This is a genomic window from Methylocystis parvus (genome assembly GCF_049675845.1).
Lineage (GTDB): Bacteria > Pseudomonadota > Alphaproteobacteria > Rhizobiales > Beijerinckiaceae > Methylocystis > Methylocystis parvus_A.
Genome location: NZ_CP187161.1, coordinates 2,479,826 through 2,494,058, shown reverse-complemented (window position 1 = coordinate 2,494,058; position 14,233 = coordinate 2,479,826). Strand labels below are relative to the sequence as shown.

The 14,233-nt window shown below is 64.6% G+C and carries 12 protein-coding genes and 1 pseudogene; 4 read left to right on the top strand and 9 right to left on the bottom strand.

What is annotated here, in order from left to right:
- Window positions 1–16: 16 nt before the first annotated feature.
- Window positions 17–760 carry a molybdopterin-dependent oxidoreductase gene (locus tag ACPFMJ_RS12925; protein ID WP_424360412.1) on the bottom strand — a complete coding sequence of 248 codons (744 nt, stop codon included), beginning with the start codon at window positions 758–760 and terminating at the stop codon, window positions 17–19.
- Window positions 757–1,374: a cytochrome b/b6 domain-containing protein gene (locus ACPFMJ_RS12920; RefSeq protein WP_424360411.1), complete on the bottom strand. Its 618-nt coding sequence runs from the start codon at window positions 1,372–1,374 to the stop codon at window positions 757–759. Before ACPFMJ_RS12920 ends, ACPFMJ_RS12925 begins: the two co-directional genes overlap by 4 nt.
- Before the next feature lie 117 nt (window positions 1,375–1,491).
- Here ACPFMJ_RS12920 and ACPFMJ_RS12915 point away from each other — a divergent pair, with 117 nt between their 5' ends.
- Both ACPFMJ_RS12915 and ACPFMJ_RS12910 read left to right on the top strand, forming a co-directional pair.
- Window positions 1,492–2,502, top strand: a complete 1,011-nt coding sequence (locus tag ACPFMJ_RS12915) for an NAD-dependent epimerase/dehydratase family protein (protein ID WP_424360410.1) — start codon at window positions 1,492–1,494, stop codon at window positions 2,500–2,502.
- A 131-nt stretch (window positions 2,503–2,633) separates the two neighbouring features.
- Complete coding sequence (locus ACPFMJ_RS12910) at window positions 2,634–3,134, top strand: hypothetical protein (RefSeq protein WP_424360409.1); 501 nt, start codon at window positions 2,634–2,636, stop codon at window positions 3,132–3,134.
- A gap of 34 nt (window positions 3,135–3,168) precedes the next feature.
- On the opposite strand, the gene lysA is transcribed toward ACPFMJ_RS12910, so the two are convergent.
- The 3 genes from lysA to ACPFMJ_RS12895 form a co-directional block, all read right to left on the bottom strand.
- Window positions 3,169–4,434: a diaminopimelate decarboxylase gene (gene lysA, locus ACPFMJ_RS12905; protein ID WP_424360408.1), complete on the bottom strand. Its 1,266-nt coding sequence runs from the start codon at window positions 4,432–4,434 to the stop codon at window positions 3,169–3,171.
- Between the two features lie 6 nt (window positions 4,435–4,440).
- Window positions 4,441–4,722, bottom strand: a complete 282-nt coding sequence (gene lptM, locus ACPFMJ_RS12900; protein WP_424360407.1) for an LPS translocon maturation chaperone LptM — start codon at window positions 4,720–4,722, stop codon at window positions 4,441–4,443.
- A 119-nt stretch (window positions 4,723–4,841) separates the two neighbouring features.
- On the bottom strand, window positions 4,842–6,104 hold the full coding sequence (locus ACPFMJ_RS12895) for a GNAT family N-acetyltransferase (protein ID WP_424363857.1): 1,263 nt from the start codon (window positions 6,102–6,104) through the stop codon (window positions 4,842–4,844).
- Window positions 6,105–6,346: 242 nt separating this feature from the next.
- Between ACPFMJ_RS12895 and dxs the strand changes: the two are divergent.
- A pseudogene (gene dxs / locus ACPFMJ_RS12890) lies at window positions 6,347–7,957 on the top strand (1-deoxy-D-xylulose-5-phosphate synthase); the annotation flags it as partial.
- A gap of 41 nt (window positions 7,958–7,998) precedes the next feature.
- Window positions 7,999–10,038 carry a hypothetical protein gene (locus ACPFMJ_RS12885; protein WP_424360406.1) on the top strand — a complete coding sequence of 680 codons (2,040 nt, stop codon included), beginning with the start codon at window positions 7,999–8,001 and terminating at the stop codon, window positions 10,036–10,038.
- Here the strand turns inward: ACPFMJ_RS12885 and ACPFMJ_RS12880 are convergent, their stop codons facing one another.
- Genes ACPFMJ_RS12880 through ACPFMJ_RS12865 form a run of 4 tightly spaced genes read right to left on the bottom strand, consistent with a single transcriptional unit; the run spans window position 10,039 to window position 14,050 of the window.
- Window positions 10,039–11,343 (bottom strand): TIGR03808 family TAT-translocated repetitive protein, encoded by a 1,305-nt coding sequence (locus ACPFMJ_RS12880; protein WP_424360405.1) that lies wholly within the window; start codon window positions 11,341–11,343, stop codon window positions 10,039–10,041.
- Window positions 11,344–11,403: 60 nt separating this feature from the next.
- Window positions 11,404–12,180 (bottom strand): 3-hydroxybutyrate dehydrogenase, encoded by a 777-nt coding sequence (locus ACPFMJ_RS12875; protein ID WP_424360404.1) that lies wholly within the window; start codon window positions 12,178–12,180, stop codon window positions 11,404–11,406.
- An 11-nt stretch (window positions 12,181–12,191) separates the two neighbouring features.
- Complete coding sequence (locus ACPFMJ_RS12870) at window positions 12,192–12,938, bottom strand: acetoacetate decarboxylase (protein ID WP_424360403.1); 747 nt, start codon at window positions 12,936–12,938, stop codon at window positions 12,192–12,194.
- Window positions 12,935–14,050 carry a patatin-like phospholipase family protein gene (locus ACPFMJ_RS12865; RefSeq protein WP_424360402.1) on the bottom strand — a complete coding sequence of 372 codons (1,116 nt, stop codon included), beginning with the start codon at window positions 14,048–14,050 and terminating at the stop codon, window positions 12,935–12,937. The genes ACPFMJ_RS12870 and ACPFMJ_RS12865 overlap by 4 nt, the downstream gene beginning before the upstream one ends.
- Between the last annotated feature and the right edge of the window lie 183 nt (window positions 14,051–14,233).

The window sequence follows — 14,233 nt, the reverse complement described above, 5'->3', positions numbered from 1 at the left end:
AGATTTCTAGCGATCTCTACGAGCCGCTGAACCAATTGTAGCCCTTGTCCTCCCAATAGCCGCCCGGATTGTCGTTGGTGACGAAGATTTCCACGACATGCTTCGGGTTCTTGAAACCAAGCTTCGTCGGAATCCGAATTTTCACAGGGAAGCCATATTTCGTCTCCTGCGTCGGAAAATCGAGGGCGAGCAGCGTTTGCGGATGCAGCGCCGTCGGCATGTCGATGCTGGTCGAATAATTGTCGGCGCAGCGAAAGCCGACATAGCGCGCGCTCATATCCGCCCCGACGCGTTCGAGATAGGCTTTGAAGGGAACGCCGCTCCATTTGCCGACGGCGCTCCAGCCTTCGACGCAAACCTGGCGCGTGATCTGCGAGATCTGCGGCAGGGCGCGCAAATCGCTCAAGGCCCAAGGCGCCTTGTTTTGGACGAGGCCCGAGACCGCGAGGCGATAACTGTCGCCATCGATCACGGGCGCGAGCTTCTCTTCGTAAAAGGCGTTGAAGGGGAACGGCGTCGTCACCTCCGCTTCCGTATAGGTCGGCGCGAGCTTCTTCGGGTCGAACAACGCCGCCTGCACGCGGTCGTTGAAGCGGGACATGGCGAAGAGCAGGCGGTCGACCGCATCGTCGTCCTTCAGCGTGCAGCCCGAGAGCATTGTCAGCGCGCCGAGCGACAGGCTTTGCCGCAGAAAGAGCCGCCGCTCGATCTTTCGAAGCTGCGGGCGAAAATCGGCGAGAGAGATTTTGCTTTCACTCATTTTGAGGCCTTCTCCCGTCCGCCCGTCACCATGGCTTCGAGCGTTTCCTTCGCGGAGAGCGCCATGGCGACATGCGCGACGATGAACAAGACAAGCGCCGCCATCGCGAAGAAATGGACGCGGCGCGCGGCTTCGAACCCGCCCATCAGCGCGGTGAGTTCCTGCATCTGCACGGGCTTCCAGATCGCGACGCCCGACAGGATCGCGAGAGCGAGGGCGAGCAGCGCGAAAACGTACATCGCCCGCTGCGCGGCGTTGTAGCGGCCGGGAACATGCGCCGCGCGGCCCGACATGACGAGACGCAAATCGCGCCAGACGAGGCCCGGCCAGAGCGGCAACAGCCGGCGCCGGAAATGACCGGTCAGGAAGCCGTAGAGCAGATAGACGACGAGGTTGATCCCCAAAAGCCACATCGCCGCGAAGTGCCAGGCGAGCGCGCCGGCGAGCCAGCCGCCGAGCGTGAAGCCGGCGGGAAATTCAAACCCGAAAAGCGGCGACGCGTTGTAGATGCGCCAGCCTGACAGGATCATCAGGATCACGGCGAGCGCGTTGATCCAGTGCACGATCCGCAGGAAAAGCGGTTGGATGGCGGTCCTTGCCGCTTCGGCGTTCATCTCCTCGCTCCGCATCGACTTCAATTCTACCCCAGGGGCGGCCGCGTTGACAGCCCCGCGCCGATTGCCCAAGACGGCGCGAGCAACCCGGCCCATTCGCTTAAGCTAAGGCTTCCGATGCGCGTTTTCATCACCGGCACGGCCGGATTCATTGGCTTTCATCTCGCCCGCCGCCTCCTTTCGGAGGGGCATATCGTCGATGGCTACGACGGCATGACATCCTATTACGACCCGCGGCTCAAGGAGGCGCGGCGGGAGTTTTTGCTGGGGCATAACGGCTATCGAGACACGATCGCCATGCTGGAGGACATGCCGGCGCTCACCGAAGCCGCCGGGCAATGCGCGCCGGACGTCATCGTCCATCTCGCCGCGCAGGCGGGCGTGCGCTACAGCCTCGAAAATCCGCGCGCCTATGTCGACGCCAATCTCGTCGGGACCTTCAACGTGATGGAGATCGCGCGCACGCTCAAGCCGCGCCACCTCCTCATCGCCTCGACCAGCTCCGTTTACGGCGCGAACCCCACCGTTCCCTTCTACGAGAGCGACCGCACCGACCATCCGCTGACGCTCTACGCCGCGACGAAGAAGGCGGGCGAGGCGATGGCGCACAGTTACGCGCATCTCTGGTCGATTCCGACGACCATGTTTCGCTTCTTCACGGTCTATGGGCCGTGGGGACGCCCGGACATGGCGCCGCTCAAATTCCTCGACGCGATCGAGGCCGGGCGCGCGATCGACATCTACAATCACGGAAACATGCTGCGCGACTTCACCTATATCGACGATCTCGTCGAAGGGATCGCGCGGCTGATGGATTGCGTCCCGGAGCGCGACTCGGGCGACGCGTCGGTGTCCCCGCAGGCGCCATACCGCATCGTGAATATCGGCCGCGGCGCGCCCGTGCCGCTGCTCGACTTCATCGACGCGCTCGAGGCGGCGGTCGGCAAGAAGGCCAAGCGCAATTATCTCGACATGCAGAAGGGCGACGTGCCCCGCACCTTCGCCTCGGCCGATTTGTTGGAAAAGCTGACGGGCTACCGGCCGCAGACGTCGGTTGATGAGGGCGTGAAGGCGCTTGTGGAATGGTATCGGGCGTATCGCGCGAAGAACGGGCCGTTGCAGCTTTGATGATTTCGAAGACGCTGAGGCGGTCTATGGAAGCCGACTTCTTTTCCGAGAAGAATTTTCTCTAGCATAAGTCAAGAAAACAGTGTTTCCTGTCTAACGTAAGTGTTGAGCTATAGCAGGGAACATTACCCATGAAGACGATTGCTCTCGCACTCCTTGCCGCGGCCTCCGCGCCCGCAGTCGCAGCGGCCCAGACGACTGGGGACAGATACCCGGTGCAGGTCGCGCCTCAGGCCGTCACCGATACCGAAGTCGTTGTTTACCGTCTTCCCGGCGCGATGTCCTCCGGCGTCAGCAATACGGGCGTTGCGACGTCGATGAGATGCACGAACTACTCGCAGGCTCCCGAGACGCTGCATTTCTTCGTCGATGACGCCTTTGGCAATATCGTCATTGATACAAAATATGTTTTGGGCGGACGGGACACTTATGCGTTCTCGACCAATGCAACCGCATCAATGGCGGAACTTATCCTGGGCGCCCCGGCGTTCATGAACGGCACGATGCGATTACTTTCCACGACGACAAACATGCACTGCACGGCAATGATTCACGATGCGTCGACGGCGGTGCCCACCGGCATTGCGGCGCATCTCATCCGGGTCAATCCGCGAGAGGGCACGCAGGAGTAGCGCTGGTTCGTTGCGGACGCCCGGCGCTTGCGGGTCAGATCCAGTCCGGCACGCGGTCCATCGCGATAAGCTCCGCGACGCTCGGTCGCGGGCGGATCACGGCGTAGCGGGCGCCGTCGACCAGCACTTCCGGAACGAGCGGACGCGTGTTGTAAGTGCCCGCCTGCACCGCGCCATAGGCGCCAGAGGTCAGCACGGCGATCAATTCGCCGGGCTGCGCCTCCGGCATCTTGCGGTCGAGCGCGAGATAATCCCCCGTCTCGCAGACAGGGCCGACGACGTCGGCGACGATCTCGGCGCGGTCCGTCGACTCGCGGACCGGCAGAAGGTCGTGATGCGCGTCGTAAAGCGTCGGCCGGACGAGATCGTTCATGCCGGCGTCCACGATCACGAAGGTCTTGGCTTCGCCCTTCTTCACATAAATCACGCGCGTCGCCAGAACGCCGGCGTTACCCACGATGAGGCGCCCCGGCTCGAAGACGAGCTTGCAGCCGAGGCTCCCGAAATGCCTGCGCACGATCTCGGCATAGCGCTCGGGATGGTAGGACTGCGGATCGTCCCCTTCGTGATAGGGGATGCCGAGGCCGCCGCCGAGATCGACATGCGAGATGCGATGGCCGTCCGCGCGCAGATCACGCACCAGCTCGGCGAGCAGCGAGAAGGCTTCGTCGAAAGGCTCGAGATCGGTGAGCTGCGAGCCGATATGCATGTCGGCGCCCGATATCTCGACGCCCGGCAGCTTCGCGGCGCGGGCGTAGACCTCGCGGGCGTGCGACAGCGGCACGCCGAATTTGTTCTCGGCCTTGCCTGTCGAAATCTTCTTGTGGGTGCGGGCGTCGACGTCCGGATTGACGCGTAGGGACACGGGCGCCTTCACGCCCTTGCCCGAGGCGACGCGCGAAATGGCGTCGAGCTCCGGTTCCGACTCGACGTTGAAGCAGAAGATGCCGGCGTCGAGGGCCGCCGCGATCTCCTCATCCGTCTTGGCGACGCCGGAAAAGGTGATCTTCGAACCGGGAACGCCGGCGGCCAGCGCGCGGGCGAGTTCGCCGCCGGAGACCACGTCCATGCCGGCGCCCTCTTTCGCGAGGAGGCGCAGCACGGCCTGGTTGGAATTGGCCTTCATGGCGTAGCAGACGAGGGCGTCGAGGCCCGTGAAAGCCTGCGAGAAGACGCGGAAGTGCCGGCGGATGGTCGCCGCCGAATAGCAGTAGAAAGGCGTCCCGACCGCGCGCGCGATGTCGGACAGGGCGACGTCTTCGGCGAAGAGCGCGCCGTTGCGATAATCGAAGTGGTGCATCGCGTCTTACAGCAGCGGGTCGAGAGGGAAGGGATATTGCGCGGGCGGCCGGTTGCCGATCGTGCCAGGGATCGGCGGCTCGGGCGCCTCCGGGGCCGCCTGTCCCGGCGCCAGCTTCGGCGCATTGCGCGCCGCCTTCGCCTGCGCGGCCGCCTGTTCGGCCTTCAGAGCCTCGCCGCGGGCCTGAATCTCCGGCGGCAGCTCCAGCGGGCCGCGGCGGCCGCAGGCGGAAAGGCTCGCGGCGGCGAGCGCGAGGAGGATCAGCAGGCGGGATCGGCGAAGCGTCACGGGCGGGGTCCGGCGTTTGGCGCGCGCGTGTCGCCGCGCGAAAACGCATTGCGGCAAATCGCGCGAGGCGAGAACGCCGGCACTATACCCATTGCGCCCGAAAAGGCGAGAGCGCCGCCTCAGCTCACCTTGCGCCTCAGCACCCGGTTCGCGGCGCGCTTGGCGATCTCGCGCACCTGACGGCGCGCATGGTCGCGGCGGCAGCTCGCGACGAAATCGCGCTCCCGGCGGCTGCGCAGCGAGACGGCGAGATCGCAGACGCCGATGCGGTCCGGCCAGAGCTTGTCGATCAAGGGATGGTTCGCGATCGCGCAGCTGTCGGCGAATTCGAGATCGCCCCGCGCGAGATGCGCCTTGGTTTGCTCATAGATGAGCTGGACGCCCGGCGCCTGCGCGCGCAGGCGCTCGTCGAAGGCGATCTTCCAGCAATAGCTGCGGCCCTGGCTCTCCAGCACGATGGCCATGGCGATGGGCTGGCCGTTTAGGCGCAGCGACTGGATCTTGCAGCGGCTCTCGCGCGCCAGCATGCGGGTCGCGCTGCGTAGGAAGGTCGCGAGCGCGGGCTCGGAGAGGAAGGCGCCGCGGCCGGCCTTCCAGCCCGAGGCCTCCAGCACCATAAACTCTTCCGCCGCGACCCGGATCTCTTCCGGCGTCTCGTGGCACTCGAAGGTGAGGCGGCCCATTTCGCGCAGGCGGCGCGTCTGGCGGCGCATCTCGGCGAGCTTCTTCTTGGAGCCGGCCCGCGCGCAAAGCTCGTCGGCGTCGCCGCCCGGCAGCAGCGCCGCGCGCTGATAGGACTCCAGGATTTTCACGTTGCGGGCGGCGGAAGCGATGGCGCGCTCCAGCGCGAGACGGAAGCGTCCATCCGCCGGCATGCGGGAAAAGACGACGCCCGTCGAGCGGCTGTGGGTCTCCATCCATTCAAGGAAGGCTTCGATGGCTTCGGGCGCCATGTCGCGGTCGACAAGCGGGGTCGCGAGCGCCGCCTGCCTGTGGAGCCACAGGCGGGTCAGACCGTCGCCGGTGAGCGCATTGGCGGCCACGATCGGAAAGAGGCCCATCATCCGGCCCGCGCGGGCGCGCACGACAATGAAGCGCGGCCGTTCGCTGACGGGGAAATGACGCGCCGCGGCGAGGGCGAAGCCAGGCTCGTAAAAGGCGTTGGGCTCCAGCGCGCGGGCGGCGAGATCGGCCCAGTCGGCCTGCGCCGCGTCCATCTGCTCGAGCGAGAACTCCTTCGCCTCGAAGGCCGCGTTGGCCTCCTCGACATCGACGCCGGCGACGAGGCGCGGCGTGCGGCGGCCGGCGGCGCGCCCGTCGGCCAGTCCGAATTCGGCCATGGCCAGAGCGACGCCTTTCATGTTCAGGAACTGCGCGACCATCTTCGACAATCCCTTCTCCCGTCCCAATTTGAAACATTAGGGAAGAAACTGGGACGCTTGCGGGCGTTCCTCCCCCTGATCGGGCGGTCGCTTCAAGGCGGGCGCCAGTCCGTCAACCCTGCCGCCGCCTGCGGCTTTACGTGGGCGGCGCGCCGTGATTAGGTCCGGGCATGAAGACGTTTCGGCTCCTCCTTGTCGCAGCGGGCCTCCTCGCTTCGGCCTCCGCCCAGGCGACCGTCCGCATTTCGATCGATCTTTCCAGCCAGCGCCTCACCGCGACGCGCGGCGGAGAGACGATCGACGCAGTATCGCAGACCGGCGGTCATCTTGGTGCTGGACTTGGCGTTGTCGAGTTGACGGTCGCCTTGCACTATCTTTTCGATACGCCTCGCGATCGTTTGATCTGGGACGTCAGCCACCAATCTTATCCACACAAAATCCTGACCGGCCGTCGTGATCGCATCCGGACGCTGCGCCAGCCGGGTGGGCTTTCCGGTTTCACCAAGCGCGCCGAGAGCGAATACGATCCATTCGGCGCCGCGCATTCCTCGACCTCGATCTCCGCCGGCCTCGGCATGGCGGTCGCGCGCGAAATGTCAGGCGGCTCGAACAACGTTGATTGCGTCATCGGTGATGGCGCCATGAGCGCGGGCATGGCCTATGAGGCGATGAACAACGCCGGCGCACGCAGTGAGCGCCTGATCGTCATCCTCAACGACAACGATATGTCGATCGCGCCGCCGACCGGCGCGCTGTCGGCCTATCTCGCCCGCACGACTTCGAGCAATTCTTATCTCTACGTGCGCGATCTCGCGAAGCAGCTTGCAAAACGGCTGCCGAAAAATTGGGAACAGCGCGCTGCGCGTGTCGAAGAATACACTCGTCATCTCTGGCAAGGCGGTGCTTGGTTCGAAGAGCTTGGCTTCTATTACGTCGGTCCGATCGACGGGCACGATTCGACCAGCTTCTGCCGGTTCTGAAGAACGTCCGCGATCTCGATCAAGGTCCGATCCTCGTCCATGTCGTGACGAAGAAGGGCAAGGGCTACGCGCCCGCCGAGGCGTCGCCGACAAGTATCATGGCGTCAACGAAGTTCAACGTCGTCACCGGCGCGCAGACCAAAGCCGAAGGCCAACGCGCCGTTATACACGCGCGTATTCGCCGACAGTCTGGTCGACGAAGCCGAGAAAGACGACAAGATCGTCGCGATCACGGCGGCCATGCCGACGGCACGGGACTCGACGTTTTCGGTCGCGCATTTCCCGACCGGACCTTCGATGTCGGCATCGCCGAGCAGCACGCCGTGACCTTCGCGGCCGGCCTCGCGACGCGAAGGCTACAAGCCGTTCTGCGCGCTCTATTCGACCTTCCTGCAGCGCGGCTACGACCAGGTCGTGCATGATGTCGCGATGCAAAGCATCTGCCGGTGCGCTTCGCCATCGACCGCGCTGGTCTCGTTGGCGCCGACGGCGCGACGCATGCCGGATCGTTCGACATCGCCTATCTCGGCTGTCTGCCGGCATGGTCATGATGGCCGCCGCCGACGAGGCCGAGCTGATGCACATGGTGGCAACCGCCGTCGCCATCGACGATCGCCCGAGCGCTTCCGCTATCCGCGCGGCGAGGGCGTGGGCGTGGAGCTTCCCGAGCGCGGCGAGGTTCTCGACATCGGCAAGGGCCGCATCCTGCGCGAAGGTTCCAAGGTGGCGCTGCTGACGCTCGGAACCCGTCTCTCTGACGCGCTGAAAGCCGCCGAGGAGCTGGAGAATTACGGCGTCTCGACGACCGTCGCCGACGCCCGCTTCGCCAAGCCCATCGACCGCGACCTCGTGCGCCGCCTCGCGGCCAATCACTCGTCGTCGTTCTGCACGGCCTGAAGAAAACGGCCAAGGACATGGCGGACGTGATCTCCGTCATCCGCGAAGCCGAGGGCGACGCCGACATTTTCGCGCCGACGCTGCCCTATTCGAAATTTCTGGACTCCACCGGCGCCGACGCCGTGGTTCGGAGACTCGTCGCCGACCTCGACGAGATCTGGGCGACCCGCCAATATGATCGCGTGATCCTTGTCGGCCACAGCATTGGCGGCGTCCTCACGCGGCGCGTATTCCTCGCCGGCGCGCCCCGTCCGCCGGACTATTCCGGTCCTCGTTACGCCTCCCGCGACGATCTTTGCGATCTCGCCGACCGGCCGCATCCCTGGGCGTCCAGGGTCGAGCGGATCGTCATGATCGCGAGTTGGGACAAGGGGTGGTCGGTCAGCGAGCGCGGCTCCTGGTATTTCAATATCGGTCTCGATTTTCTCGGCTTCGTCGGCCGCGCCGCCGAGCTTCTCGGCTGGGAAGACAGAACGCAGCGAATCGGCCGGACGATGCTGGACGCGCGCCGCGGCGCGCCGTTCATTGTGCAGACCCGCCTCTTGTGGATGGCCTATCGGCGCTGGCACATCCGCGCGTTCCGGGAGCATTACAGGAGCCTCGAGGACATCGATTCGGCGCTGGTCGACGCCGACCCTCCCGCCGACGCGGTCAATCCGCTGGTCGTCCAGATCGTCTCCACGCTCGACGATTTCGTCTCCCCTCAGGATCAGGTCGACGCGGACGCGGACGGCGCGTCCTGGGCGGCGGATCAGAACGTCTATGGCATGATGGAGACGCCCGACTCGGACCATGTGTCGCTCATCGAATTCGGGCGCGGGAAAGCGGAGAGAAGCGCGACCGAACAGACGCGCGAAGCCGTTTTCAGAACAGCTCTGACATGGCGTCCCGGCCAGAGCCCCGCGCCGGACTGCTTGCGCGATCCCACCTATTTCGCGGACATACCGGAACCGCTCGACGATACGGTGGAGAACGTCGTCTTCGTCATGCATGGCATACGCGACGACGGCTATTGGACGCATCGCATCGCCAAAGCGATCAAGGAGGAGGCCGCGCGGCCGGGCGACGGCGCGCCTGCGCGCCTGAAGCTCGAGACGCTTCGCTCCCTGACGCCGACCTATGGCTACTTCCCGATGGGCGCCTTCATCATGCCCTGGGTGAGGCGCCAGAAGGTCGAGTGGTTCATGGACCTCTACGTCAATGTGAAAGCGCGCTTCCCCAAAGCGACGATGCATTATGTCGGCCATTCCAACGGCACCTATCTCGCCGCCAAGGCATTGACGGATTACGCCGCCGCACGTTTCGGGCGCATCTATTACGCCGGCAGCGTCGTGCATCCGACCTATGACTGGAGCGGGATGCTCGCGCAAAAGCGTATCTGGGGCTTCCACAATGCGCGCGGCGGGGAAGATTGGGTCGTCGCCTTTCTCCCCAAGAGCCTCGAATATTTTTCGGATCTCGGCGGCGGCGGCTTCGACGGCTTCGATCAACTCGAGAACGGCGATGTCGGAACGCTGATGCAGTCGAAGAGATTTGCGAAAGGCGGTCATAGCGGCGCCATTATGGAACCGCACTGGCCCGAAATCGCGAAGTTCATCGTCGGCGGCGCGAAGCCTTTCAAGGAGACGGAAGAGAGCTCCCCGCTTTTCACGGATGAGCCAAACGAGACGTATAATTTCTGGAGCCGCTTCCGGATCGCCATTCCGCTCCTCTTCGCCTTCGCCGCGCTTGTCGTGTCTGCGCTCGTCTGCCTTTTCGGCTGGGTCTGGCGCTGGGATCCGTGGGGCGTTTACGCCGGGTGGCGCGGCGCGTTCTGGCTCGCCGCCCTGGGTCTCTTTCTGGGCGGCCAATATCATTTCAGGAAGACGCCGCCGACATATCCAGGCTGGGCGCTGACCGCTCTGCTCGGCATGATGGCGCTCAATTTCGCCGTGTTCATCCTCACCTCGCTCGGCGCGCAATTCGCCGATCTTGCAAGCCCGGCGGCGGCGGTCCGAGCCACGACGACATTCGCCCTCATGCTCGGACTCGTCGCCTTCATCCTGCGGCGCTTTTGATCAGAGCAGAACGTTATCCCTGACGACCAGGCGCGGATAGTTCTTCGCGCCAGGTTTCGTCAGATCGCCGGGCAGGAAGTTCATCCCCGCGGTGGCGATCACGGCGCCCTTTCGCGCGCTGATCCTGTTGCGGGCGACGAGGGCGTCGCCGGCTCCGTCGCCCGTCGCGAGAACGACGCCGTAATCGACGCCCGAAATGTCGTTGGCTTCGGCGCGAAGGTTCTCGCGCCAGCCGCCGAGCGCGATCCCGATCCAGCCCGGCCCGACGATCTTGTTGCCGGTCACGTCGACGTTCTTTTCGGCGAGGATGCCCGTGAGCCAGAGCATTTCCGGGCCGAACTCGGGATCGTTCACGCCCTTGCGCATATTGACGATCGTGTTGCCCGAAACGATCGCGCCGTCCGTGCCCTTGTCGGCGTTGGCGACGGCGATCCCGGCGCCGGCGTCTTCGATATGATTGTCCTTGAAGGTCGAGTTCTTCGCGCCGAATTCGGCGTACATCGCCTTCTCGCCGAAAGTCCTGCAGTCGTTTCCGATCACTTCGACATTATGCGCGCCATTATTGCGCACGGCGGTGTAGACGCAGCGATAGATGCGGTTCTTCTCGACGCGCACGACGCCCGCGCCCCAGATGAAGACGCCGTTGCCGTAGGGGCCGTTGCCGCCCGAGCGGTTGTCGATGTCTTCGATGAGGTTGTTGCGGATGCGCGAGCCGTCATAGCGGCCGGCGGAGGTGGCGTAGATGAGCACGCCATTGTCGCCGCAGCGATGGACATGATTGTTGTCGATGTCGAGCCCGAGTCCGTCGAGCGAATGGAGGCCGACATCGACGACGTCGGAAATCTCGTTCTGCGCAAAGACGCCGCCGCAGCGCGCAAGGTTCGCGCCGCGCGCTGTGGAATGGCGGATGGCGCAGCCGCTGATCGAAAGATTGATCACGTCCGAGAAATCGAGAAGCCCCTTCTCCTTCGGCGTGAAGCCGCCGCCGCCGTCGAAGACGATGTTTTCGATCGTGATCCGCCGCGCCATGCTGGTCGAGAGCAGCGGTCCGACGCCCGAGAGCTTCAGCACGGTTTTGCCGGGAACGCCTTTGAGAACCGCGCCGTCGGGAAGGTCGAGCCCCATCAGCGTGATCTCGCCCGCCGGCAGCGTCACCGCGGCGCCCTTGCGTGCGGCCTCGCTCAGGCGGGCCGAGAGGTCCTGGCTGCGCGCCTGCGCGAGGGGCGAGGGCAGGCAAAACGATGCGCCTGCGGCGCCGGAAAGGCGCAGCATTTTGCGGCGCGAGAGAAGAGGGCCGTGCGACATTTGCTAATTGTCGCGTCTTCGCGCTCCCCGGTCGAGCCCGCAATGCCGGGAGGGTGAATCTCAGTTCATATGCCAGCCATGGCTGACGATGATCGACTCGCCGGTGAGGGCGTTGGTCTTGAAGGCCGCGAGCATCAGCGCGACTTCCGCCACGTCCTCGACCTTGGTGAACTGGCTGTCGACGGTCTCCTTCAGCAGCACGTCCGAAATGACCTGGCTTTCGCTGATGTGGAGCTCCTGCGCCTGTTCGGGGATCTGCTTTTCGACGAGCGGCGTCATGACGAAGCCGGGGCAGATGGCGTTGGCGCGGACGCCATGCTTCGCGCCCTCCTTCGCCATGACGCGGGTGAGCCCGAGAATGCCGTGCTTCGCGGCGACGTAAGCGGATTTCAGCGGCGACGCCTCGTGGCTGTGGACCGAGCCCATATAGATCAGCGCGCCGGACTTCTGCGGATACATATATTTCACGCAGGCCTTGGTCGTGAGAAAGGCGCCGTCGAGATGGATGGCGAGCACCTTCTTCCAATCCGAAATGGGAAACTCCTCGATCGGATGCACGATCTGGATGCCGGCGTTGGAGACGAGCGCGTCGATCGTGCCGAACCATTTCGCGGCGGCGTCGACGCCGGCGTTCACCTGTTCCTCGTTCGAAACGTCCATGCCGACGCCGATCGCCACCTTCTCGCCGCCGAGCTCTGCGGCCGCCGCCTTGGCGGCGTCGAGATTGAGGTCGGCGATGACGACGCGGCCCTGCGCTTCGACGAAGCGCTTGGCGATGGCGTGGCCGATGCCGCTGGCGGCGCCGGTGATGAGGCTGACTTTACCGTCGAGAGTCATGAGCGCGCCTTTCAGCGTGGAGAAGAGAGATAATCGAAGACGACCGTTCCGAGCCCGAGCGTGAGGTCGGCGAGAATATGCGTCGCCGAGAGGATTTCCCGCACCGGAAGATCGGCGACGGGCGCGAGCGCATGCGGCGCGAGTTCGAGCGCCGCGGGGCCGGTCCAGGCGCCTTTCACCGTGACGTCCTCGAGCCGGTAATCGACGAGCTCCAATATGCGCGGCGACCCGTCGACATGCGGGATGATCTTGAGAAGATAATTCGGAACCGACATGTTTTTTTGCACCGCCGCCGGATCGAGCGCGACATGCTTGTAGCCCATGGTGCCGGTCGCGATGCGCAGCGAACCGTAATCGAGCGTTCCGACAAGCGCATCGCGCTCGACGCCGAGCGAAGGCTGCGCGAATTTCTTCGGAAAGCCCCACAATTCCCGCCCGCCGTAAATCGGCGGTCCGTCATTCAGATACATGGCGTGGGTGTAGTTTCCGCGACGCCCCTCGAAAGTCACGGGAATGACCTGGCCCGACTCCGTATAGTCGCCGAAGCCCGTCGAGTCCGGCATGCGGATGAATTCGAAATTCACGATCGGATCGGAAAAGGAGAGCGGCTCGGGAACGACCTTGGCGAGCGCTTCCGGGTCGGTGCGATAGGAGATGATAAGATATTCGCGATTGACGAATCTGTAGGGTCCCTTCGGAAAGGCCGGGCTCGTCAGCGGCATGGCGAAGGCGGTGCGGCGGATGTCGTCCAGATTCATGGCGCTTGTTCCTTCGTCAGATCGAGCACGGCGACGCCGAACTCAGGGGGCGTGCGATCGCGCCATCCGGGATGGGCGAGCGTGGTTTCGACGTCCCGCGCGCCCGCGGACCAGTTTTCCATCATCGTGTAACGGGAGAATTCATAGTCCTTCGACGTCGTCTCATAGGCGGCGGCGCGGTGGATCAATTGAACGATGGTGATCGCCGCGCCGCAGCCGAAGTCGTTGAGCGCGAGCCAGTCAGGATCGTCGCGCAGCGCCTCGGGAATCTTCTCGCTCAGTTTTCGAATATGGCGGCGGACGGTCTGCAAGGCGCGGAACACATCGGTATTGAGGCGCGTGCGGCTCGAATAGCGGATGTCCTTCTCACGCTGCGCGACGTCGAGCAGGGTCGTCGGCGCCGGGCCGCGCGCGCTGAAGAGATCGATCTGAAAGACGCACATATGCTCGCGCGCGCCGCACATTTCGAGCACATATTGAAGCGGCGTGTTGGAGACGAGGCCGCCGTCCCAATAGAGATCGCCATCGATCTCCACCGGCGGAAAGCCCGGCGGCAGCGCGCCGCTCGCCATGATGTGGTCGGGCGTGATGCGCTCGTTCTGCGAGTCGAAATAACGGAAATTTCCGGTCCGCACGTTCACGGCGCCGACGCTGATCCGCGTCTCGCCGGAGTTGAGCCGGTCGAAATCGACGAGCTCCAGCAGCGTCTCGCGCAGCGGCTTGGTGCCGTAGATGCTGACGGCCGTCTCGCTTGCGGGCCAGAGCAGCGGCGGCGTCGGGCGCGGGGAGAAGAAGCCGGGCACGCCGAAGGTCGCCGTCGTCGCCGCGCTGAACTCGTTGAAAGCCCGCCGCGTGACGATGTCGCCGGAAAGCGGCGGAACCTGCAGGCGGCTCGTCATGCGGCTCCAGAGCTCCGTGAGCCGCTCGACGCGTTTCTCGGGAGGATTGCCGCAAATGATCGCGGCGTTGATCGCGCCGATGGAGATGCCCGCGACCCAGTCGGGCGCGTGGCCGGCGCTCATGAGCGCCGCCGCAGCCCCTGCCTGATAGGAGCCGAGCGCGCCGCCGCCCTGCAGCACAAGGACATTTTTTTCGCCGAGCGTCGTGGTCATTCAACCCGCCGAGCATAAGGACTTAAGGAACCAGCCGGCCCAGCTTAGCGGTTAACAGCCGCGCCGCAGCATAAATTTTGCGGCGCGGCAAATTTTTCGTTTGCGGCCGATTGAGACTAGGCCGGCGCTTACGGAACAAGCAAGGCGGGAAAGCTGTTAAACCAATTGCTTCGCTGCGGGCCA

Excerpts from the sequence above, each read along its gene's own strand:
- ACPFMJ_RS12910 (WP_424360409.1), top strand. The coding sequence starts at position 2,634 with ATGAAGACGATTGCTCTCGCACTCCTTGCCGCGGCCTCCGCGCCCGCA.
- ACPFMJ_RS12925 (WP_424360412.1), bottom strand. The coding sequence starts at position 760 with ATGAGTGAAAGCAAAATCTCTCTCGCCGATTTTCGCCCGCAGCTTCGA.
- ACPFMJ_RS12870 (WP_424360403.1), bottom strand. The coding sequence starts at position 12,938 with ATGAATCTGGACGACATCCGCCGCACCGCCTTCGCCATGCCGCTGACG.
- ACPFMJ_RS12865 (WP_424360402.1), bottom strand. The coding sequence starts at position 14,050 with ATGACCACGACGCTCGGCGAAAAAAATGTCCTTGTGCTGCAGGGCGGC.
- ACPFMJ_RS12875 (WP_424360404.1), bottom strand. The coding sequence starts at position 12,180 with ATGACTCTCGACGGTAAAGTCAGCCTCATCACCGGCGCCGCCAGCGGC.
- lysA (WP_424360408.1), bottom strand. The coding sequence starts at position 4,434 with ATGCACCACTTCGATTATCGCAACGGCGCGCTCTTCGCCGAAGACGTC.
- ACPFMJ_RS12895 (WP_424363857.1), bottom strand. The coding sequence starts at position 6,104 with ATGGTCGCGCAGTTCCTGAACATGAAAGGCGTCGCTCTGGCCATGGCC.
- ACPFMJ_RS12920 (WP_424360411.1), bottom strand. The coding sequence starts at position 1,374 with ATGAACGCCGAAGCGGCAAGGACCGCCATCCAACCGCTTTTCCTGCGG.
- ACPFMJ_RS12880 (WP_424360405.1), bottom strand. The coding sequence starts at position 11,343 with ATGTCGCACGGCCCTCTTCTCTCGCGCCGCAAAATGCTGCGCCTTTCC.
- ACPFMJ_RS12915 (WP_424360410.1), top strand. The coding sequence starts at position 1,492 with ATGCGCGTTTTCATCACCGGCACGGCCGGATTCATTGGCTTTCATCTC.
- ACPFMJ_RS12885 (WP_424360406.1), top strand. The coding sequence starts at position 7,999 with ATGGCGGACGTGATCTCCGTCATCCGCGAAGCCGAGGGCGACGCCGAC.